Annotated in this window: 28 protein-coding genes and 1 pseudogene; 10 read left to right on the top strand and 19 right to left on the bottom strand. The window is 45.5% G+C overall.

Translation table 11 applies throughout. The features are described 5' to 3' along the window. Nucleotides 1–68 precede the first annotated feature (68 nt). From MJQ52_RS01105 to ilvA, 3 genes are all read right to left on the bottom strand, one after another. Nucleotides 69–650: an SCO family protein gene (locus tag MJQ52_RS01105; protein ID WP_003153633.1), complete on the bottom strand. Its 582-nt coding sequence runs from the start codon at nucleotides 648–650 to the stop codon at nucleotides 69–71. 99 nt (nucleotides 651–749) lie between these two features. Next, the gene (locus tag MJQ52_RS01100) at nucleotides 750–1,001 is read right to left on the bottom strand and encodes a DUF2535 family protein (protein ID WP_094247854.1); all 252 of its coding nucleotides are present in this window, start codon (nucleotides 999–1,001) and stop codon (nucleotides 750–752) included. A 92-nt stretch (nucleotides 1,002–1,093) separates the two neighbouring features. Next, the gene (gene ilvA / locus MJQ52_RS01095; RefSeq protein WP_031379000.1) at nucleotides 1,094–2,362 is read right to left on the bottom strand and encodes a threonine ammonia-lyase IlvA; all 1,269 of its coding nucleotides are present in this window, start codon (nucleotides 2,360–2,362) and stop codon (nucleotides 1,094–1,096) included. Between the two features lie 184 nt (nucleotides 2,363–2,546). On the opposite strand from ilvA, the gene MJQ52_RS01090 reads away from it, so the two are divergent. Beyond that, nucleotides 2,547–3,539: a sigma 54-interacting transcriptional regulator gene (locus tag MJQ52_RS01090; protein ID WP_094247853.1), complete on the top strand. Its 993-nt coding sequence runs from the start codon at nucleotides 2,547–2,549 to the stop codon at nucleotides 3,537–3,539. Between the two features lie 16 nt (nucleotides 3,540–3,555). Continuing rightward, on the top strand, nucleotides 3,556–4,194 hold the full coding sequence (gene trhA / locus MJQ52_RS01085) for a PAQR family membrane homeostasis protein TrhA (RefSeq protein WP_003153625.1): 639 nt from the start codon (nucleotides 3,556–3,558) through the stop codon (nucleotides 4,192–4,194). 41 nt (nucleotides 4,195–4,235) lie between these two features. On the opposite strand, the gene MJQ52_RS01080 is transcribed toward trhA, so the two are convergent. The 10 genes from MJQ52_RS01080 to MJQ52_RS01035 all read right to left on the bottom strand — a co-directional run bounded on the left by MJQ52_RS01080 (nucleotide 4,236) and on the right by MJQ52_RS01035 (nucleotide 12,687). After that, entirely contained in the window at nucleotides 4,236–4,859 is a 624-nt protein-coding gene (locus tag MJQ52_RS01080) for a lysophospholipid acyltransferase family protein (RefSeq protein ID WP_015417675.1), read from the bottom strand. Between the two features lie 15 nt (nucleotides 4,860–4,874). Continuing rightward, a complete protein-coding gene (locus MJQ52_RS01075; protein ID WP_015417676.1) occupies nucleotides 4,875–5,360 on the bottom strand; it encodes a dihydrofolate reductase in 486 nt (161 codons plus the stop codon). Further along, nucleotides 5,357–6,151, bottom strand: coding sequence for a thymidylate synthase (locus tag MJQ52_RS01070; RefSeq protein WP_003153622.1), 795 nt, complete (start codon nucleotides 6,149–6,151; stop codon nucleotides 5,357–5,359). The genes MJQ52_RS01075 and MJQ52_RS01070 overlap by 4 nt, the downstream gene beginning before the upstream one ends. A gap of 99 nt (nucleotides 6,152–6,250) precedes the next feature. After that, nucleotides 6,251–6,859 (bottom strand): YpjP family protein, encoded by a 609-nt coding sequence (locus tag MJQ52_RS01065; RefSeq protein ID WP_031378998.1) that lies wholly within the window; start codon nucleotides 6,857–6,859, stop codon nucleotides 6,251–6,253. A 262-nt stretch (nucleotides 6,860–7,121) separates the two neighbouring features. Beyond that, entirely contained in the window at nucleotides 7,122–7,892 is a 771-nt protein-coding gene (locus tag MJQ52_RS01060; protein ID WP_031378997.1) for a class I SAM-dependent methyltransferase, read from the bottom strand. 39 nt (nucleotides 7,893–7,931) lie between these two features. Further along, entirely contained in the window at nucleotides 7,932–8,366 is a 435-nt protein-coding gene (locus tag MJQ52_RS01055) for a BrxA/BrxB family bacilliredoxin (RefSeq protein ID WP_003153619.1), read from the bottom strand. Between the two features lie 81 nt (nucleotides 8,367–8,447). Then, nucleotides 8,448–10,124 carry a dihydroxy-acid dehydratase gene (gene ilvD, locus MJQ52_RS01050; RefSeq protein ID WP_007409524.1) on the bottom strand — a complete coding sequence of 559 codons (1,677 nt, stop codon included), beginning with the start codon at nucleotides 10,122–10,124 and terminating at the stop codon, nucleotides 8,448–8,450. A gap of 258 nt (nucleotides 10,125–10,382) precedes the next feature. Next, nucleotides 10,383–11,516, bottom strand: a complete 1,134-nt coding sequence (locus tag MJQ52_RS01045) for a conserved virulence factor C family protein (RefSeq protein ID WP_077722487.1) — start codon at nucleotides 11,514–11,516, stop codon at nucleotides 10,383–10,385. Between the two features lie 68 nt (nucleotides 11,517–11,584). Further along, nucleotides 11,585–12,193 carry an HD domain-containing protein gene (locus MJQ52_RS01040; RefSeq protein ID WP_071391713.1) on the bottom strand — a complete coding sequence of 203 codons (609 nt, stop codon included), beginning with the start codon at nucleotides 12,191–12,193 and terminating at the stop codon, nucleotides 11,585–11,587. Nucleotides 12,194–12,204: 11 nt separating this feature from the next. Then, nucleotides 12,205–12,687: a glutathione peroxidase gene (locus tag MJQ52_RS01035; protein WP_094247852.1), complete on the bottom strand. Its 483-nt coding sequence runs from the start codon at nucleotides 12,685–12,687 to the stop codon at nucleotides 12,205–12,207. 284 nt (nucleotides 12,688–12,971) lie between these two features. Between MJQ52_RS01035 and metA the strand changes: the two genes are divergently transcribed. The 4 genes and pseudogenes from metA (at nucleotide 12,972) to cspD (ending at nucleotide 15,666) form a co-directional block, all read left to right on the top strand. Beyond that, nucleotides 12,972–13,877: a homoserine O-acetyltransferase MetA gene (gene metA, locus MJQ52_RS01030; protein ID WP_003153608.1), complete on the top strand. Its 906-nt coding sequence runs from the start codon at nucleotides 12,972–12,974 to the stop codon at nucleotides 13,875–13,877. Between the two features lie 224 nt (nucleotides 13,878–14,101). Further along, nucleotides 14,102–15,244: a diglucosyl diacylglycerol synthase gene (locus MJQ52_RS01025; RefSeq protein WP_007409520.1), complete on the top strand. Its 1,143-nt coding sequence runs from the start codon at nucleotides 14,102–14,104 to the stop codon at nucleotides 15,242–15,244. Nucleotides 15,245–15,338: 94 nt separating this feature from the next. Continuing rightward, a pseudogene (locus MJQ52_RS01020) lies at nucleotides 15,339–15,450 on the top strand (hypothetical protein); the annotation flags it as partial. A gap of 15 nt (nucleotides 15,451–15,465) precedes the next feature. Further along, nucleotides 15,466–15,666 (top strand): cold-shock protein CspD, encoded by a 201-nt coding sequence (gene cspD / locus MJQ52_RS01015; protein WP_003153604.1) that lies wholly within the window; start codon nucleotides 15,466–15,468, stop codon nucleotides 15,664–15,666. Nucleotides 15,667–15,717: 51 nt separating this feature from the next. Here the strand turns inward: cspD and MJQ52_RS01010 are convergent, their stop codons facing one another. Further along, the gene (locus MJQ52_RS01010; RefSeq protein WP_070082002.1) at nucleotides 15,718–15,900 is read right to left on the bottom strand and encodes a hypothetical protein; all 183 of its coding nucleotides are present in this window, start codon (nucleotides 15,898–15,900) and stop codon (nucleotides 15,718–15,720) included. Nucleotides 15,901–16,061: 161 nt separating this feature from the next. Here MJQ52_RS01010 and MJQ52_RS01005 point away from each other — a divergent pair, with 161 nt between their 5' ends. After that, entirely contained in the window at nucleotides 16,062–16,319 is a 258-nt protein-coding gene (locus MJQ52_RS01005) for a DUF2564 family protein (RefSeq protein ID WP_094247851.1), read from the top strand. 26 nt (nucleotides 16,320–16,345) lie between these two features. Here MJQ52_RS01005 and MJQ52_RS01000 read toward each other — a convergent pair whose 3' ends face one another. Continuing rightward, the gene (locus MJQ52_RS01000) at nucleotides 16,346–16,528 is read right to left on the bottom strand and encodes a zinc-finger domain-containing protein (RefSeq protein WP_003153581.1); all 183 of its coding nucleotides are present in this window, start codon (nucleotides 16,526–16,528) and stop codon (nucleotides 16,346–16,348) included. A 2-nt stretch (nucleotides 16,529–16,530) separates the two neighbouring features. Then, complete coding sequence (locus MJQ52_RS00995; RefSeq protein ID WP_024085518.1) at nucleotides 16,531–17,202, bottom strand: ribonuclease H family protein; 672 nt, start codon at nucleotides 17,200–17,202, stop codon at nucleotides 16,531–16,533. A gap of 81 nt (nucleotides 17,203–17,283) precedes the next feature. Here MJQ52_RS00995 and MJQ52_RS00990 point away from each other — a divergent pair, with 81 nt between their 5' ends. The 3 genes from MJQ52_RS00990 to sspL are packed head-to-tail and all read left to right on the top strand — an operon-like array spanning nucleotide 17,284 to nucleotide 18,543. Next, nucleotides 17,284–17,964 (top strand): queuosine precursor transporter, encoded by a 681-nt coding sequence (locus MJQ52_RS00990; RefSeq protein WP_077722490.1) that lies wholly within the window; start codon nucleotides 17,284–17,286, stop codon nucleotides 17,962–17,964. A gap of 6 nt (nucleotides 17,965–17,970) precedes the next feature. Next, on the top strand, nucleotides 17,971–18,363 hold the full coding sequence (locus MJQ52_RS00985; RefSeq protein WP_094247939.1) for a reverse transcriptase-like protein: 393 nt from the start codon (nucleotides 17,971–17,973) through the stop codon (nucleotides 18,361–18,363). A gap of 51 nt (nucleotides 18,364–18,414) precedes the next feature. Beyond that, entirely contained in the window at nucleotides 18,415–18,543 is a 129-nt protein-coding gene (gene sspL / locus MJQ52_RS00980; RefSeq protein WP_003153575.1) for a small, acid-soluble spore protein L, read from the top strand. Between the two features lie 5 nt (nucleotides 18,544–18,548). On the opposite strand, the gene MJQ52_RS00975 is transcribed toward sspL, so the two are convergent. From MJQ52_RS00975 to MJQ52_RS00965, 3 genes are all read right to left on the bottom strand, one after another. Further along, the gene (locus tag MJQ52_RS00975; RefSeq protein ID WP_094247850.1) at nucleotides 18,549–19,436 is read right to left on the bottom strand and encodes a 5'-3' exonuclease; all 888 of its coding nucleotides are present in this window, start codon (nucleotides 19,434–19,436) and stop codon (nucleotides 18,549–18,551) included. A gap of 95 nt (nucleotides 19,437–19,531) precedes the next feature. Then, nucleotides 19,532–19,675, bottom strand: a complete 144-nt coding sequence (locus MJQ52_RS00970) for a hypothetical protein (RefSeq protein WP_003153570.1) — start codon at nucleotides 19,673–19,675, stop codon at nucleotides 19,532–19,534. Between the two features lie 76 nt (nucleotides 19,676–19,751). Beyond that, on the bottom strand, nucleotides 19,752–20,009 hold the full coding sequence (locus tag MJQ52_RS00965) for a YpbS family protein (protein WP_031378990.1): 258 nt from the start codon (nucleotides 20,007–20,009) through the stop codon (nucleotides 19,752–19,754). Between the last annotated feature and the right edge of the window lie 32 nt (nucleotides 20,010–20,041).

The following is a 20,041-nucleotide window of genomic DNA, read 5'->3' as shown; positions in this document are numbered from 1 at the left end:
TCCTTCCCCGTCTACTAGTGGAAAGTGTAACATGTTTTTTCAGTTTTGAAAATGTCTAATCTGCCAGTTTACTTGAGCTCCTCAGCCGCTTTGACATCTGAGAGGATATCATCATACGGAACCTTCTGCACGCCGTCATAATCTTTAAGCACCTTGCCGTCAGGTCCGACTAAATAAAAAGAAGTTTTATGTATTACCTGATCCTCTCCCTCCGGCTTTTTGACGATTGCTTTAAAGCTGTTCAGCGCAAAATCTTCAATGTCCTTTTGGCTGTAACCGGTCAGAAAATCCCAGTTGCGAAGCGAAAGCGGATATTTGGAAGCAAAGGCTTTCAGCTGTTTCGGCGTATCATTTTCAGGATCTACACTGAATGACACAATCCGCACGTCCAGGTTCTCAGCCTTCAGTTTTTTTTGCAGTTCGGTCATGTGGGCCGTCATCGGCGGACAGACTGTATTACAGTTTGTAAACATAAAATCGGCAATCCAGACATGCCCCTTCAGGCTTTTCAGTGACACTGTTTTCCCGTCTTGGTTCTGATATGAAAACGGCTCAATCTGATAGTTCAGCGGGTCTTTTATCGTTTTCCCCCCGCAGGCGCACAAGAGCAGCAAACAAAAGACGGCAGCGAAGCTTTTCATTTTTTTCATTTCCATTCCCCCCCATAGATAAAACGCTTACAGCGTTCATCATAAAAAAATTCCCGCACCCTCCCTTATCAAAAGGAAGGCGCTAAGGAATGTGCACCGTTATGCGTTATGTTTTAAAATCTCTTGGATGAAAACGGCCTCATAATCTTTCCACTTCATACGGCGCTTGACATATTGTCGGAATGAATACACTGTTCTCACACTTTGTGAAGCAAAAACTTCTCTCAAATAAAGCTCAAGGTGCTGATGAATTTGAAAAAAATAATGTTCACCTTCCGTGACAACCGGTATTTCTGTCACTTTTACCTGAATCCCGTCCTGTCGTTTGAACTCTAGGCTTTTGAGTAACAAGATATCAATCCTTCTTTTTCGATTGTTTTCTTTTTATTATATACAATCTGAGAAAGCGTGTCTGTCATTTTGCGCGGCCGTTCTAAAAAAAGTCAGATTAACAGGTGGAACAGATCCTGATCTTTATTCACCTCTACGTAATGAAATCCTTTTTGATTCATCCGGGCAATGAGCGCGCCGTAATCTTCCCGATGCTTAAGCTCAATGCCGACCAATGCGGGGCCGCTGCTTTTGTTATTTTTTTTCGTGTATTCAAACCGGGTGATGTCATCATCAGGACCGAGCACCTCATCAAGGTATTCGCGAAGCGCTCCCGCCCTTTGCGGGAAATTAACGATAAAATAATGCTGCAGCCCCTCGTAAATCATGGAGCGCTCCTTCATCTCCTGCATTCTGCCGATGTCATTATTCCCTCCGCTGACCATGCAGATGACGTTTTTCCCTTTAATCTCTTCTTTGTACAGATCAAGTGCTGACACGGACAATGCACCCGCCGGTTCAGCCACGATAGCGCATTGATTATATAATTCAAGAATCGTGCTGCACACTTTTCCTTCCGGGACAAGCAAAACGTCATCGACGATGGTTTCGAGCGTTTGAAAGGTTTCAGCGCCGATTTTTTTTACGGCCGCCCCATCGACAAATTTATCAATTTTCTCAAGTTCAACCACTTGTCCGGCTTTTTTCGATTCAAAATAGGAGGCTGCGCCCTTCGGCTCTACCGCTATGATTTTTGTATCCGGCGAGATGTTTTTCATGTACGTGCCGAGCCCGGACAGGAGTCCCCCTCCCCCTACGCCTGCAAAAAGAAAATGCGGTTCAACATCAATGTCATTTAAAATTTCGATGGCAGCCGTTCCCTGTCCGGCCATGACATCGGGATCGTCAAACGGATGAATAAACGTGCGGTTTTCTTTTTCACAGCATTCCGCAGAACTCTTATACGCATCATCGAAAGTGTCACCCGTCAATATGATTTCAACAAATTCTTTTCCGAACAGCTCCACTTGGGATACTTTCTGTCTCGGTGTAGTTGACGGCATAAAAATCTTGCCGTGAATGCCGAGGTGTTTGCATGAAAACGCAACCCCCTGCGCATGGTTTCCCGCACTTGCGCATACAATTCCGTTTTCAGTCTGCTCTTTTGAGAGCTGCCTCATTTTATTATAAGCCCCTCTGAGCTTAAATGATCTGACCACCTGCAGGTCTTCTCTTTTCAAATAGATATTGCAGCCATACCTCTCAGAAAGTCTGTCATTCCTCTGCAAAGGCGTATGTATCACAACGTCCTTTACGTTTTGGTGCGCTTTTAAAATGTCTTTTACCTGGATGAGAGAGTCTTCTTTAAGCAACGGTTTCATTTACAGAGTCCTTTCTTATTTAAATCCCTATTTAATATGCCATTATAACATGAATATTCGAACAATAAGATAATTATTTTAATTTTGTAAATAAAAATAAATGAACCGATACAAGAGAAAAAGATATTTTCGATCGCATAAACGTGTTATACTTAAACCAATTAGAACCAAAAGGAGCCAATTCATGAGTGTAATTGAACAAACTGATCCTTTTTATCAGCTAGCCGGCGAACATCACACCTTTTCAGAAGCGAAACGATTGGCCTTGCAATTTGCCTTATCTGATTTGCCAGTCTTCATAACAGGTGAAGTCGGAACCGGAAAAAAACAAATGGCCAGAGCGATCCATCATAAATCCGGCAGAAACAGCGAACTATTTATTACCGTTCACTGCAGCCAAAGCGAAGAGCGGCTCGAATATGAACTGTTCGGTGCTGAAGGTGCATTAAACAGAGCCCGCCGCGGAACATTATTCTTATATGAAATCGGAGACATGCCGCTCTCGGTACAGGCCCGCCTTCTTTCCGAGCTGGACGCCGGGCTTTCCGCCCGCATCATTGCAAGCAGCACGGCGAATCTTGGCGATACCGGCGCGGAAAACACGTTCAGCATAGATTTATTTTACAGGCTTCACGTGTTATGCCTTCCGCTCCCTGCTTTATCTGAACGAAAGAGCGATATACCGCTTCTTCTGCAGCATATGCTGACAGCCTCGGGACAGCATATTCATATCGATCCGTCTGTTTATCCGCTGTTTGAGCGGCACACCTTTAACGGCAACATCAGAGAACTTCAAAATGCGGCGCACTATATGGCCGCGGCAGCATCCGGCAGCACGATTTATCCCGAGCATGTCCCGCCGTATATCAAAAACAGCCAGAAAGCGAAAACCGCTAAGAAAAAAGAAAAACGGCTGACATTGATGGAGAAAGAAGAGTTTTTGTTTATTTTGGAAGCAATTAAAGACTTAAATACAAAGGGCGAACCCGCCAGCAGACGGAGCATATCCGAATTAAGCGAAAACAGCACAATGACATTAACGCCCCAGCAAGTCAGAAACAGGCTTGATTACTTAGAAAAGATGAACTATGTGACAAAAGGCCGGGGACGCGCAGGAACAAAAATCACATTAGAAGGGTTGACCTTTTTGCAGTCACTGCAAAAACAAATCCTTTAAAAAGGAGGACATTTGATTGTTCACAATAAAAGAAGAAATCGCAAATGCCGTCACACACGGAATCGGTGTATTGCTGTCGATTCCGGCGCTTATTTTTCTCATTATCTTCGCGGTGAAATACGGCTCGCCGACAGACATCGTCAGCTTTTCAATCTTCGGCGCTTCAATGCTCCTGCTGTATCTCAGCTCGACTCTTTTGCACAGCATCCAGCATAAAAAAACGAAAGACATTCTTGAGATTGTGGATCATTCCGCGATATACGTATTAATAGCCGGAACATATACGCCATTTTTATTAGGACCCCTTAAAGGGGCGCTCGGTCTGACCCTTTTAATTATTGTTTGGTCGCTTGCCATCGGAGGCATCGTGTTTAAAATCTTTTTCGTGAAGCGGTTTATCATTTTTTCAACGCTTGTCTATTTAATGATGGGCTGGCTGATCATCATCGCCATTAAACCGCTGTACGCTTCGCTGTCAGGCCCCGGTTTCGGTCTTCTTCTTTTCGGCGGCTTATTGTATTCCGCCGGCACAATATTTTATATTTGGAGAAAGGTTCCGTATCATCACGCCATTTGGCACAGTTTTGTTTTAGGCGGCAGCGCCTCGATGTTTTTCTGTATTTTGTTTTATTGCGTCAAAGTTCCCTTTATCTGAAATAAAAAAGCACAGCCTCTCGTATAGAGACTGTGCTTTTTTTATGCACGGAGCCGTTTCTGACCGGCCGGATAATAAGCGGGCTTTATATGTAATTCAATGTCAGCCGGTTTCAGCCGTTTCAATAATCTGCCCCGCAGCAGCCGGTCTGTTCCCGAAGTGCTGACGGGCACAATCGGGAGATCGAAACGTAGGGCCAGTTCCTCCGGATTGATTTTGCCGTCTTCGGACAGAATCAGACTTTGCCCTTTTTGCAGACGGACTTCCGCCTCCTGAAGCACTGCATCCCGGCTGTCTCCGCCACAAATGACACCCATCAGACGCAGCCAATTTCCGAGAAACGGCATCCGGAAAGCTTTCTCGCCAGCGATAAAACCAGCCGGCTCTTCAAGATGTCCCGCGAGCAGCAGAAGATCAGCCGGGCGCAATTTGGGATGCACATACAATACGGGGCCGTCCGGGATCGGCTGATCATGGTGAATGCCGATTGTCGATCCCGAGACGTCAATACAGCCTCTCATAAAGGCTTTCGGCCGCTCATACACCAGCCTCATCTGTTTTTGAAAAGAAAGCCGCGGGTCAAGCTCTTTTTGATTGATATATTCCTGAATATTTTTCATGAACATAAATACAACGTACATCACAAGGCAGCCGTAACGAATCAATTCTTGTCCCCCTGCTTAATTCTTTTTCTCGTATACAAGGTACTCATAATCGTAAGGATTTTTTTCATTTTTTACTCCCTGTTTGCGGGAGGTCAATTCCCATTCAGCTTCATTAAATTCCGGAAAAAAACGGTCTCCTTCAAAGACATGGTGAATTTTTGTCATGTAGAGTCTGTCCGCATAAGGAAAGAGCGCACTGTACAGCTGGGCGCCGCCGATTACAAAGCATTCTTCATCCGCCGGGATCAGCTTGAGCACTTCCTCAGCCGAGTGGGCGGCAATACAGCCCGGGAATGAAGATTCGTCCCGTGAGGTTACAACGATGTTACGCCGGTTTGGAAGCGGGCGTCCGATTGATTCAAACGTTTTCCGCCCCATTACAATGGTGTGACCCGTCGTCACTTTTTTGAAATACGCGAGATCATCGGGAAGGTGCCAAGGCAGATCGTTATCTTTTCCGATCAGCCGGTTCTCATCCATCGCAAAAATAAACGAAATCATACGCTGACAGCTCCTTTTATGTGCGGATGCGGGTCATAATCCTCAATGATAAAGTCTTCAAACGTAAAATCAAAAATAGAATCAACATTTCGCGCAAACCGCAGTTTCGGCAGCGGACGGACATCCCTTGTCAGCTGCAAATTCACCTGCTCCACATGGTTTTGGTAAATGTGGACGTCTCCGAATGTATGAACAAACTCACCCGGTTCAAGCCCCGTCACATGCGCGATCATCATTGTTAAAAGCGCATAAGACGCAATATTAAACGGCACGCCGAGAAAGACATCCGCTGAGCGCTGATAAAGCTGACACGACAGTTTTCCATCCGCGACATAAAACTGAAACAGGCAGTGGCAAGGCGGAAGCGCCATATGATCAATTTCGCCGACATTCCAAGCGCTGACGATTAAACGTCTGGAATTCGGGTTTGTCTTGATGTCATGAATCAGCCGGGAGATTTGATCAATGGTCTCGCCGTCCGCTCCGCGCCATGAACGCCATTGAGAGCCGTAAACCGGTCCGAGTTCTCCGTTTTCATCCGCCCATTCGTTCCAGATGCGGACTCCGTTTTCCTGAAGGTAGCGGACATTCGTATCTCCTTTTAAAAACCAAAGCAGCTCATGCGCGATGGATTTAAAATGGAGCTTTTTCGTCGTAAGCATCGGGAAACCTTCCTGAAGGTTAAACCGCATTTGGTAGCCGAACGTGCTGATCGTACCCGTTCCCGTACGGTCTCCTTTTTTTTCTCCGTTTTCTAACACATGACGGCACAAATCTTTATATTGTTTCATTTTTTTCATCCTTTTAAATTAGTCTTTTAGTAGTGTAACACAATAAAAAATCATTTCTGCAAAATTTCTCAGAAATGATTTTTTTATTTCTTCTCGCTATTACACGCTCATCCAGTCAGGCGGCGTATTGCGGTCCCAGTAAATGCTGCCGAGCTCATGATGTGATTGAAATCCGTCTTCAGCGGTATGGTAATGAAAATTAAACCAGTAGCCGTCTTGCGGAGGATGATCCCGGCGGACGTGGAACCTTAAAAGATCTTCACCTGTCAGCCTGTTATACACATGAAAAATTTTTTCGGTTTTTCCGGCCGACGGTTTACTGGAAATAACCACATCCTGATACGCTTCATCATCTTGAAACTTGGCTAAATGTCCTGTGATCACATCTTCGATTTTCGGCAGAATTTCACTTCTGTAATCATCTTCAATGACCGGAGAGATTTTGCTGCCGAATTTTAAAAATGATTGATTTTCAGCATCACCGAGAAGCTGCTGCTGATACGATTGAAACAGTAATTCAGGCTCCCGCCCTGCCTTCGCTTCTCCCGGCAGGGCGTGTTCATCATAAAAAGCGGTGTAATCATTCTGCTCAAGACTGCTCGACTGTCCTGAAGGCTTGTCTGTCATCAAAGCAGCCGGAGGAGACACGAGTCCGAACGTTACAATGGTAAACAGAACCACAAGGGTCTTTTTCATCCACAATTTCATGATAGATTGTTCCCCTCTGTTTTATTGTCCTCTTTTCCTTTATTTTAGCATAGATTAAAGCGCGGCGTCATGCCCGGCAGCGTATTATCATGCAATATGGGAAATTGGTAACTGTGACCGAGCGGATAAACCGCTTACAATAAGAAGGAGAAAAAGGAGGGGATGAGATGATTAACGCTTTATTTGCGACTGTATCACTTCTCACGCTGCTTTATTTTGTCGTTATGGAAATCACTGATTAACGAAAAAGAAGCCCATGATATCATGAGCTTACATGGATGACACCGAAGTGGAAAAGCGCCGTCTTTCTTTTCAGCACCTTGAAGCCGTGTCGTTCAAACCGCGGGCTTTTCCAATGGTCTTTAAGCACTACGCATTTTTTCGCCGCCCGGACGGCTTGCGTGATGCACTCTTCGTTAAAACCCTCTTCTGCCAGCGCGCGGAGCGGTGCAATGCCGTCTGACGTTTCAACAGGTTCGTGAAACATCGGGTCAAAATAAATGACATCCACCGATGAATCAGGAAGCTCCCGCAAATAATCGGCGCAGTCGGCATGTTTAACCTGAATGCGTTTCATGGCGGTTTGGAGCGGCTCCATTCCGGTTTCCCACGTTTGAAGTCCTGTTTCTACAAGCAATGAGACAAGCTTGTTTTTCTCCAGGCCGATGACTTGTCCGCTTTTTCCGACTGCCAGACTTGCCAAAATCGCATCGGATGCCAGGCCGAGTGTACAATCTAAAAAGGAATCCCCCTCGCGTAATCCGGCTGCTTTTAACAACGGCTCGGCTTCCCCTCTCAAAAACCGCTTTGCGCGGAACATCGCTGTATTCGGGTGAAAAAAGAACTTCTCCCCTTGCTTCGTGTAAAGTTCGAACCGTTCCTTTCCGATAACTAAAAGATCGCTAGCGGCTCGTTCCAGCATTTTTTCAATGGGCTGTTTATTGCGGCTGCAGTAAGTGTCACCCAGCCTGACACTGAGTGACTGCGCTGTGTGTATCGTATATTCGCTTGGTCTGTAACTCGTTGTAATCATCTTTTTCTCCAAAAAGAAAATGCCCGGAATTCGGGCATTTCAGCAGTGCGCATCGAAGGCATCCGTCAGATTTTTCATAATTTCCTCCATGTCATGCCCTTCGATTTCGTGGCGGGGAATAAAATGAACGACCTCTTTCCCTTTTAACAGTGCCATTGATGGCGAGGAAGGTTCCTGCCCCGTAAAATATTCACGCATTTTTGCAGTTGCGTCTTTATCTTGACCGGCAAATACGGTAACCGTATGATCAGGCGCTTTTTCATGCTGTAAAACAGCCTGAGTCGCAGCCGGACGGGCAAGACCTGCAGCACAGCCGCACACGGAGTTGACAACGACCAATGTCGTTCCCTCTGCCTGTTCCATAAAGCTTTCTACTTCTTCAGCAGTCGTTAATTCCTGAAAACCCGCACCCGTCAGCTCACGGCGCATCGGCACGACCAGCTGGCGCATATATTCTTCATAAGCCATTGACATAAAAAAGCCCCCTCTAAAATCCTTATATGAAGTCAAGGATACTATAGAGGGGGCCGGAATTCAATTGTTCAGGCCTCTGTTTTATATTTTCATGATTCCGCCTGTATTGGCGCTTGTTACGAGTTTGGAATACCGGGCTAGATATCCTGTTTTTACTTTCGGCTCGAAGCCTTTCCATTCGGCCTTGCGTTTTTCCCATTCTTCTTCAGGCACTTGTACGTCCAAAATCCGTTTTTCTATGTCAACGATGACATGGTCGCCGTTTTCTACGAATGCGAGCGGGCCGCCTTCAGCCGCTTCAGGTGATACGTGCCCGATTGAAAGACCCCGGGACGCTCCTGAAAAACGGCCGTCTGTAATAAGCGCCACTTTCGGGCCAAGCCCCATTCCGACAATCTGAGACGTCGGAGCAAGCATCTCCGGCATGCCCGGTCCGCCCTTTGGCCCTTCATAACGGATAATGACAACATCTCCTTCTTTTACTTTGCGGTTTATAATGCCTTCAAGCGCGGCATCCTGAGAATCAAAGACGACAGCGGGACCTTCATGTCTTGTAATCCCGTCCTGTACGCCGCCTGTTTTGATAATGGCGCCGTCCGGAGCCAGATTCCCAAACAGGACGGCCAAACCGCCTTTTTCGGTAAACGGATTGTCAAGCGGATGAATCACGTCATAATCCTTTACTTCATGACCCGCAATTGTTTCTCCGAGTGTGCGGCCTGTTACAGTCAGCGCGTCAAGATGAAGCGCCCCTTCTTTTTTCGCCAATTCATTAAGGGCCGCCGAGACTCCGCCCGCTTCGTGCAGATCTTCAATGAAGACGTCCGAGGCCGGCGCCAATTTCGATAAGTGAGGCACTCGTTCAGCCACTTCGTTAATGCGTTCTAAAGAGTACTCAACCCCAGCTTCATTGGCAAGCGCAAGCGTATGCAGCACCGTGTTGGTTGAGCCGCCGAGAGCCATGTCTAACGCAAACGCGTTGTCAATCGCTTTTTCGGTGACAATATCACGCGGCTTAATGTCTTTTTTGATGGTCTCCATCAATTGGGCCGCTGATTTTCTCACAAACTCTCTTCTCTCCGGTGAAGTTGCCAGAATTGTTCCGTTTCCCGGAAGCGCCAGACCGAGCGCTTCAGACAGACAGTTCATGGAGTTTGCCGTAAACATGCCTGAACAAGATCCGCACGTCGGACAGCCGAACTGTTCCAGCTCCTGCAGGTCGCTTTCACCGATTTTCCCGGCTTGATATGCGCCGACGCCTTCAAATACTGAAGAAAGCGAAATTTTGCGGCCATCGCTTGTACGGCCGGCTGCCATCGGCCCCCCGCTGACAAAAATGGTCGGAATATTAATCCGCATAGCCGCCATCAGCATTCCCGGCGTAATTTTGTCGCAGTTCGGAATGCAGACCATTCCGTCAAACCAGTGCGCCGAGACGACCGTTTCAACTGAATCGGCAATGATTTCACGGCTCGGCAGCGAATATCTCATGCCGATATGTCCCATCGCGATTCCGTCATCTACTCCGATCGTATTAAATTCAAAAGGCACACCGCCCGCTTCCCTGATTGCTTCTTTTACGATTTTTCCAAATTCCTGCAGGTGAACATGCCCGGGAACGATATCGATGTATGAATTACAGACCGCGATAAACGGCTTGCCGAAGTCTTCTTCTTTTACGCCGGCAGCGCGAAGAAGGCTGCGGTGCGGCGCTCTGTCAATTCCCTGTGTGATCATGTTGCTGCGTAATTCTGCCATGGTGATCCCCCTACTGTTTTTAGACTGTGCATTATTTTTAAAATTTTCAGTTTATTCTAGGGCGCGTTCTGCAAATTACCTGTTTACAGTGTCTTTGCCCTGTCTCGCTTTTCTATTCTTTCTGTATTTCGATAAAAACCCTCCAACAATTAATATTGTACTTACTATATAGAGTTTTGAATGATTTTTCAACAATATTCTAAATAATTTTTATAAAAAGTGAATTCAAATAAAAAAGGTGCATGGCGCACCTTTTTGTTATAACTGTTCTTTTTTTCTGCTTTCAGTCATCTGTTTCCAGACTGAACCTTTCGCCTCTTCTCCGTGCTCAATCCGTTCAATCGCCATTTTAACTTGCAGGCTGACTTCGAATTCCGGATCGTCTTCCGCCGCTTTTAATGCTTCCAGCGCTGTTTCATCGCCGACTTCATATAAAAACATGGCCGCGCGCCAGCGCACGAGCTTGCTTGAGTCACTGAGCGATTTTATCATTGCCGGGATGGCGCTCGCATCGCCGAGATCCGACAGACAGTCACCCGCCGTCCTTCTGACCGTCACCGTTTTGTCTTCAAGCGCTTTGTATAACAGCGGAAGCACAGACGGCTTTTCGATCATTCCCAAATAAACGACGGCTTGTCTTCTGATCGAAGTCTTCGGATCATGCAGCGCCTTTTCCAATACTGGTAAATCGTCTTCATCCGGATCCATTTGCTCAAGATGGGCATAGCGCTGTTTCCAGTCTTCATCATCGAGCATTTCCAAAGTCACTTTATAAGCTTTCCGCTGCACTGCCGGTTTGGCCTCACCCTTTTGCTGTACGGCTGCTTCTGTCAGGCGTTTGAGCCGCTCATCACTGTAGGCGGCCTGAAGCTCTTCTGTGACATCGTGTCCGATTTCGGTAAAATCCCCGAAGCGCACGCCTTGTTCTTTCCAAGCCCGCTCAAATACAACATTTGAAGCTTCGGAACGCAGCTTTAAGATGGCTTCTTGGAAACGTTCCGGAAGGCCGAAGCGCTCTTCACGTTCGCCGTCCGTCAATTTGACCTGCATCGGGATTCCGCTGAACATTTGTACGAAAACCTTCACTTCACCGAACGATTCCTGTTCAGAACGGCTCTCAGACTGCTCCGTATGTTCCATTCCGAAAGCGGAACGGACCTGAGGCAGAATGTCCTTCCAGTCAAAACGGGCGTTTCTCTCCACAGCCAGGAAATCGGCAACGTGATAAACGCCCTTTACTCCTTCAATGTTTAAAATATCACGTACGACGGCCGGAGCATCATCTGCCTGATCGGGCTTGTAATTGTTGCTTTTCCCCGCCGGAAGCTCTTCAGTCAAAATCACTTTCATCGTGTTCGGACTCGGCGTCGGTTCTATTGATTTAATCTTCATATTGGTCCTCCTATGCGCAATCTGACACTTATTCTAACATAGTCGGCACAAGCGTTCTATTGCGCCGCTTAGCTTTTGCCGATGCCGGCCTCTTTTTGGATACGGGCGGCGAACTGCAAAAGAAATTGATGCCGCTCCTCTGCTAAACCGGCTCCCGCTTTTGTATTCATTAAGCCTTTAAGCTTGATTAATTTATCCTCTATATGGGCCAGCACACTTGTTTGAGTTCCGTACATCGGGTGACCCTTCGCGCCGGCAAACATAAAAGCCCTGCCGATGCCCGCTGCGCCGATCGCATCAAGCATGTCTGCATCCTGAACAACTTTCCCCTCCAATGAAAGCGGCCGCTTTATCAGCAGTTCCCTGTGTCTGAATGACATTCTCGTGATGATATCCGCGATCTCCTCAATGGAGCCAGCCGCAATGTTGAAAGCAGCCAGCCGTTCTGTCACTTCGCCTGCCGTCAGCCTTTCGCTTTTTTCGAGCTTGGCGTCAATCAGATCATGAACCAGCGCGGCCGTCTCAGTGATAAATAAGTCGGCGCCTTCTTCTTTTGCCATATAAACAGAAAGTGCTGCGACCCGGGAAATATGAAGCCAGTCATGGCCTGTACGTTCATTGATAAGCTTTTCTCTGACCCAATTCCTGACGCTTTCCAGCTGCTCTTTTTCGTTCACCGTATCACCTCTTATTGGGCCAAAAGCCTCTGCACCGTATCTTCAAGCTCTTTTGGGTTGACGTTCGGTGAAAAACGCCCGGTGACTTCACCGTTTCGGTCCACGATAAACTTAGTGAAATTCCATTTGACCGCTTTTGTGCCGAGCATCCCCTTCGCCTGCTCCGTCAGATATGTGAAGAGAGGATGAGCGTCTGCTCCATTGACATCAACTTTCGCAAACATCGGGAATGTGACTCCGTAGTTTTTCACACAGAACTCTTGAATTTCCGCTTCGTTTCCAGGTTCTTGGTTCATGAATTGGTTGCAGGGAAATCCCAATATTTCAAGACCTTCCTCCCGATATGTATCATAGAGCTCCTGAAGCTGCTTGAGCTGGGATGTAAACCCGCATTTGCTTGCTGTATTCACAATGATGATCACCTTGCCTCTGTAAGCCGATAGCGTCATGTCTTCGCCTGTTATGGTCCGTACGTTTATATCGTAAATTGTCATCTGCGGCCCTCCTTTTTACATTCTTCATTTATTTTACCTGTTTTACACTGCAAAACAAACGGTAACCGCTTTTTCCTTCCACTTAACGGAAAACGTTTTTTTCGAGGAACCAAACGGCTCTTTACCCGTCATAATAAAAGAGCCGCTCCGAATTTATACCCATTTGCCGTTTTTATCCCTGTCATTATGCGTTAAATACGGTTTATTACGCCGGGATGGATTGAAAAATGGCTTAAAAATTTCTATAATGAAGAAAATTAACGGGGAATAACGGAGGTGGCATGTTGCCTATTAATATACCAAATCACCTGCCCGCTAAGCAGGTGCTTGAAAGTGAACACATCTTTGTAATGGATGAAAGCCGGGCTTTTCATCAGGATATCCGGCCGCAGAAGATCGTGATTTTAAATCTGATGCCGAAAAAAATCCAAACGGAAACCCAGCTCCTCAGGATGCTTGGGAATTCACCTTTACAAGTTCACTTTACGTTCTTAATTCCGAGCACACATACTCCAAAAAATACGGCAAGGCAGCATCTGGATGAATTTTATACGGATTTTTCCAGCATCCGCCACAAACGGTTTGACGGAATGATTATTACCGGGGCTCCGATTGAGCACCTGCCGTTTGAAGATGTTTCTTACTGGGAAGAATTGAAGGAAATCATGGAATGGAGCAAAACGAACGTCACTTCAACACTCCATATCTGCTGGGGCGCTCAAGCCGGTTTATACTATCATTACGGCATTGAGAAAGTGGAGCTGCCGAAAAAAATCTTCGGTGTGTTTGAGCATACCGTTCTTAAAAAACATGAGAGATTGGTAAGAGGATTTGACGAGCTATACTATGTGCCACACTCACGGCATACAGATATTAATACGGAGCAGCTGCAATCGGCTTCGGATCTGGATGTGCTCAGCGTTTCAGAGGAAGCGGGGGTCTGTTTAATCGTTTCAAAAGACGAAAAACAGATTTTCTTAACGGGTCATCCGGAATATGATACCGATACGCTGCTTCAGGAGTATGAGAGAGACATAGAGAGAAATCTTTCAAACGTAGAAGCTCCTAAGCACTATTTTGCGCCCGGCGGGAAAGAACCTGTTAACCGCTGGAAAGCTCATGCAACGTTATTGTTTATGAATTGGCTGAATTATTACGTATATCAGGAAACTCCGTATGAATGGGATTAATTTTTGTTTTAAGTGATACGGTGACAAAAATATGATAAAATACTCTTGATTCAGTATGCGTATAACAAAACTTTAAAATAATGGAACATATCAATTAAATTTAGTTTAAATATGTTGGCGCGCTTATTATAAAATGATGCACTTGTGTTATGTTTATCTATAGACAATAACTCCTTACGATGCATGAAGCTTGCTTGTTGTTGATTACATTGAGGTGAATTTACTTGAATACCAATAAAAAAGTATTAATTTTGACTGCAAATTACGGAAACGGGCATGTTCAAGTGGCCAAAACGCTCTACGAACAATGTCTGCGTCTCGGCTTAGATGTGACGGTTTCCAATTTGTATCAAGAGTCAAATCCGATTGTTTCAGAGGTTACTCAATACCTTTATTTAAAAAGCTTCTCAATCGGGAAACAGTTTTATCGTTTGTTTTATTACGGAGTTGACAAAATCTATAATAAACGCAAATTCAATATTTATTTTAAAATGGGAAATAAACGTTTAGGCCAGCTCGTCGAAGAGCATAAGCCGGACATTATTATCAATACATTTCCGATGATTGTCGTACCGGAATACAGACGGAGAACCGGAAAAGTGATCCCGACGTTCAACGTTATGACCGATTTCTGCCTTCACAAGATCTGGGTTCATGAAAATGTTGATAAATATTATGTCGCCACAGATTACGTGAAGGAAAAACTGATTGAAATCGGCACTCACCCGAACAACGTAAAGATCACAGGCATTCCCATCAGGCCTCAATTCGAGGAATCGATGCCGAAAGAACCGATTTATAAAAAATACAATCTCTCTCCCGACAAAAAAGTTCTTCTTATTATGGCGGGAGCGCATGGTGTGCTGAAAAACGTAAAAGAACTGTGCGAAAATCTCGTTCATGACGATCAGGTGCAGGTTGTGGTGGTATGCGGCAAAAACAGCTCGCTGAAAGAATCCCTCAGCAGCTTGGAAGGTGACAATGCCGACCGGCTGAAAGTGCTGGGCTATGTAGAAAGAATTGACGAGCTGTTCCGTATTACGGACTGCATGATCACAAAACCAGGCGGCATCACACTGACGGAAGCGACGGCGATCGGAGTACCCGTTATTTTGTACAAACCGGTTCCCGGACAGGAAAAAGAAAACGCCATTTTCTTTGAAGATCGCGGTGCGGCTGTCGTGGTCAACCGCCACGAAGAAATTTTAGAGTCTGTCACCTCCCTTCTTGCGGATGAGGAGAAGCTGAACCGGATGAAGGACAATATTAAAAGCCTTCACCTCCCCAACTCTTCTGAAGTCATTTTGCAGGACATTATAAAAGAATCTGAAATGATGGCCGGGAAGGCGGATATGGCATTATCGTAAAAGAAAAGCACACGAACGATTCGTGTGCTTTTTGTTTTTTTCCGGTTAAGCTTTGTTACTGGAAAAATAAAGATAAAAAATAGGGAGCGGCCGCTTGACGCCCGCTCCCATATGGTGTATAGTTGAACCATCATTTAACAACGTTTACATACGTACGGTTGGATGATGACAAAATTTTTTTTAGCACGAAGGTGCTACAGTACTAGGAGGAATTAAGCAATATGCAAAACGGTAAAGTAAAATGGTTCAATAACGAAAAAGGATTCGGCTTCATCGAAGTTGAAGGCGGAGACGACGTATTTGTTCACTTCACTGCTATCGAAGGAGAAGGATACAAATCATTAGAAGAAGGACAAGAAGTTTCTTTTGAAATTGTCGAAGGTAATCGTGGACCTCAAGCTTCTAATGTTGTAAAACTCTAAACTCAATACATGTTGATCAGATGACAAATAGAGGAGAGGCGTATGCCTCTCCTATTTGATTGCCGTCTGAATCTCAATTGCGACAAGATTCTGCTTACAGCGCTGCTCGATTTCTTCAATTTGCTTCTCCTTTGACGGTATTCCTTTTTTTGCCATTTCCGCTAAACTTCCCAAATCACCGTATATTTCTTTAAATGTCTGCTGAAGGATTGTTTTTAAATCATTATCATTCACGGCTGGTTTTTCCCTTCTCTCCCAAGATACCCTGAATAATAGTAAATAAGCCCTAATTAATCAGGTTCAATAGTTATATCGGCTTATTTTCTATATTTTTTTCTATTTTCCGTACATATTTCTAAAAAAAATCTCCAAACTATTTGCGGAGGTGTTTTTTAATGGACTCTGAATTTTTTCCAAACGGACTGACGGATAAACGCCAGCTTGAATTAGCAGTGGAAACTGCCCAGAAAACAACGGGAGCGGCTACCCGGGGCCAAAATTCAACTTTGGTGGAATCTGCTTACCAAGCGATTCAGGCTGCCAGAACGATGTCACAATCCAGTGAACTGCAAGCTCTCGACCAGGATTTTCTGCAAAAGCAGAGAATGCTTCTCGACGATTGCCAGCATCAGCTTGATGAATTCGAAAAATAAAACCGCAGAAGCTGCGGTTTTATTTTTTATTGATTTGTCAGCACCTTGCCGTAGGCTTTCAGCTTCTCCCCCACCGTGCATTGGTTGATACAGAAAGAATGAGCGTGCGTTTTTCCAAACTCTTTGCGGAAATGCTTTTTTACGAAACAGTCTTTACAATATTCATCCTGAAGCTCTGTCAATTCTTTATAAATGCTTTTTTTATCCAATATCAGTCATCTCCGTTACCTTCTAATGTTATGCGGCTTTCAATCTGCCGGTCCGAGAGAATTTTTCTGGCAAGGTCATCCGCTTCTTGATTTTCCTTTCGGTTTACGGCTTCATATGTCGGTGTCAGCTTTAAGGATTCGAGCAGCGCTTCAATTTTATCCAGCCATTCGTTTTGCGTTTCATCATAACACGGCCAGCTGCCGTCAAGCTGATGCAAAACGACGAGGGAATCCCCTCTTATCGTGATTGAATTTCTGCTTGCGCCAAGTTCCTGCACTTCCTTAAGTGCTTCGTACAAAGCGGCATATTCCGCCTCATTGTTCGTCTGAAGCGTTAAGCTTTTATTTTTCCGTATGCGATGCCGCTTGCCGCCGAGAGAATAATACACGACAATTCCGAGTCCTGCGCGTCCGCTTGTTTTGTCAAAGCCGCCGTCGAAATACACTGTAATGTCGTCAGGTTCGTACGCAAGTTCTTCAGTAAGCTTTTCTAATTCTTTAAGCGTCCAGCTCGCGCCTTTTTCATCCTCAAAATAAATGTCTTTTATATAAGGAAAGCGGCTGACTTCTCTTGCAAGCATGCGCGCTTTCGGAACGGTCAGCCAATCTTCGGAAAAAAACGCGACAGGGCCTGTTCCTTTTGCTTCTATTTCGATATACGGCTTAAGATTCATTGAAATCACCTTACCATTCATTAGTTGACGGGCGTGTGCTATAATCAAACCATTCTCAAATTGAAAGGAAGTCAGCAGGTTTTGTTTAACGATGTGTTATGGATCTTATTTGCGGTCATTCATTTTATCATTGTTCTTCTGTTTTATAAAGGATTTGGCAAAACGGGCCTATTCGTATGGATCGGTTTCGCCACGGTGTGCGCCAACTTGCAGGTTGTCAAAACAGTTGAGCTGTTCGGGCTCACGGCAACACTGGGAAATATCATGTACGGCACCGTTTTCTTCGCAACGGATGTGCTGAACGAAAAATACGGTCCCCGGGAAGCGCGCAAAGCCGTCTGGCTCGGGTTTTCCACTTTGCTCGCTTTGACATGCGCCATGCAGGGGGCTCTTTTATATAAACCGGCTGCGTCAGATATCGCACAGCCTGCCCTTGAGACGATTTTCGGTTTTCTGCCGCGTGTTGCGCTCGGAAGCCTTTTGGCTTTTATTTTCAGCCAAACGATAGATGTTTATGTATATTCAGCCATTCGGAGAATCTTTCCTTCAGACAGGCTTCTCTGGCTCAGAAACAGCGGAAGCACGGCCCTCAGCCAGCTGCTGGATACATTTATCTTCACTGCCGTGGCCTTTCTCGGCGTTTATTCCGCGGGCGTCTGGTTCAGCATCTTTATTTCGACTTATCTGATTAAATTTGCGGTATCACTCATTTCTGTCCCTTATGCGTATGCGGCAAAACGAATGACACCGAAGGGAGAGTGACGGATGATGCCCGCTGAAATTTACGTGGACGGCGCAAGCGCCGGAAACCCGGGCCCGTCCGGTATCGGTATTTTTATTAAACATGACGGGAAAACAGAATCTTTCTCAATTCCGATCGGCGACCATTCAAATCAGGAAGCTGAATTTCTCGCTTTAATTGAAGGAATGAAGCTGTGTGCCGCCCGCGGATTTGAGTCCGTGTCATTCCGGACGGATTCGGATATCGTGGAGCGGGCCGCGGATCTTGAAGCGGTTAAAAACAAGGCTTTCCAGCCGTTTGTTGACGAAATCATCCGCTTAAAGACCGGATTTCCATTGTTTTTCATTAAGTGGATTCCCGGCACACAAAACCAAACAGCCGATCAGCTCGCAAAAAAAGCGATTCGGCTGAATAAATAACCGGAATGAAATTGCGTCTCACTGTTCATCCTACAAATGAGGTGAACAGCTATGAGAAAAGAAAATAAAGGCCGGCTGACCGGGGGCGTGAATCCTCAGGGAAATATGGAAGGAAATGCGCATAAAGACCCGAAATCAGCCCTTGAAAACAACGCAAAAAAAAGCAATACAAAACGCTAGAGGGATCAGCTGATCTCTCTGGCGTTCAGCTTTTCGAGCATTCTTTCAATTCCTTTTATCTGATGGCGTCTGAGCATTAAGGATGCTTCTTCCATCTTCAATGAAAAAATCGCTTCTTCAAGCGTACAGACTAACGGCACCTCGCAATGTATTTCAGCAAGCTGCCTTGACAGCTCCAATTCTTTCAAGCTTTGCTGAATTTTCGTTTGCTGGCCCTTCGGCAAGAGAGCGAGGCTTTCTAATAACCGTTCTATGTTTTCGTATTCACGGATCAGCTTGTACGCCGTTTTTTCCCCGATCCCTTTAACGCCGGGATAGTTATCGCTCGTGTCTCCCATCAGCGCCTTAATGTCAATCAGCGCTTTTGGCGGAACTCCCGTTTCTTCTCTGAATATCTCATCTGTATATACCTTATAATTGCCGATACCCTTTTGCAGCAGCGCTACTTGAACTTGTTCATTCAGCAATTGAAGCAGATCTTTATCACCCGTTACAATCGTAATTTCCGCTTCCCCGGCAAACAGGGCAGAAAGCGTACCGATACAGTCATCCGCCTCATAGCCTTTTATGCCGATGTTTAAAAACCCGAGCTCTCGCGCTGCTTCTTTCGCTAAATCAAATTGCGGAATCAGCTCAAGCGGCGGTTCGCTTCTGTTGGCCTTATAATCTTGAAACAAATCATTGCGGTACGTTTTGCTTCCCATATCCCAGCAGCAGACGACATGTGTGGGCTGAAACGTATCAACCGCCGTGATGAGATGCTTTAAAAAACCGTTGACGCCGTTTGTCGGGATTCCGTTTTCATTTATCATAAAATTGCGATGAACGGCCGTCGCGAAAAACGAGCGGAATAAAAGCGCCATGCCGTCAACGAGCAGTAATTTGTTATTCATATATCGAAACTCCTTTTTTTATTCAATGTTCCTATTTTACCAAAGAAGGCGGTAAAAAAACAGCATCCCCCCATTTGGAAGATGCTGCCGTCACGTTACTCACCGTGTCTTTTATTGCTTGCCATCAGCTTTTCAGCTTCACGGCCGGCATAAGAATCAAATTTCTGTCCGAAGCCGTTTTTCTTTTTGGCATTGTTATTCTGCTGAGCATTTCTGTTTCCCAGTTTTGTTCTGCCCATGGTCATATCCCCCTTTAGAGAAGATACGGATAGTATGTACAGCAAGCGCTGATGACACACGCGGCAGGTTCATCCATTACTGTCTGCTGACGAATTCTTTCACCATCTCTTCACTTACGAATCGTCTTTGCGGCACGATGCCCTTTTTCGCCAGCTGGTTCATTTTTGCGGTGATGCCATTAATGGCATCTGTCGTGAACGGTTCATTCTGTCTGCATTTTACAATGGCTTCTTCAATGGCCTGTTCACGCTCATAGTCAAGCTGTACAAATGTTTTGACGTGCTGATGCTGTTTTGCGGAATGTGCTGAAATTGCTTTATGGACTTCTGACATAAAAGGTTTCATCTCGCTTTTTTCATTTTAGT

The organism is Bacillus sp. jun7 (assembly GCF_051034795.1).
GTDB classification, from domain to species: Bacteria; Bacillota; Bacilli; order Bacillales; family Bacillaceae; genus Bacillus; species Bacillus velezensis.
The sequence above is the reverse complement of the archived record's forward strand: the minus strand, read 5'-3'. Positions and strand labels throughout refer to the sequence as shown.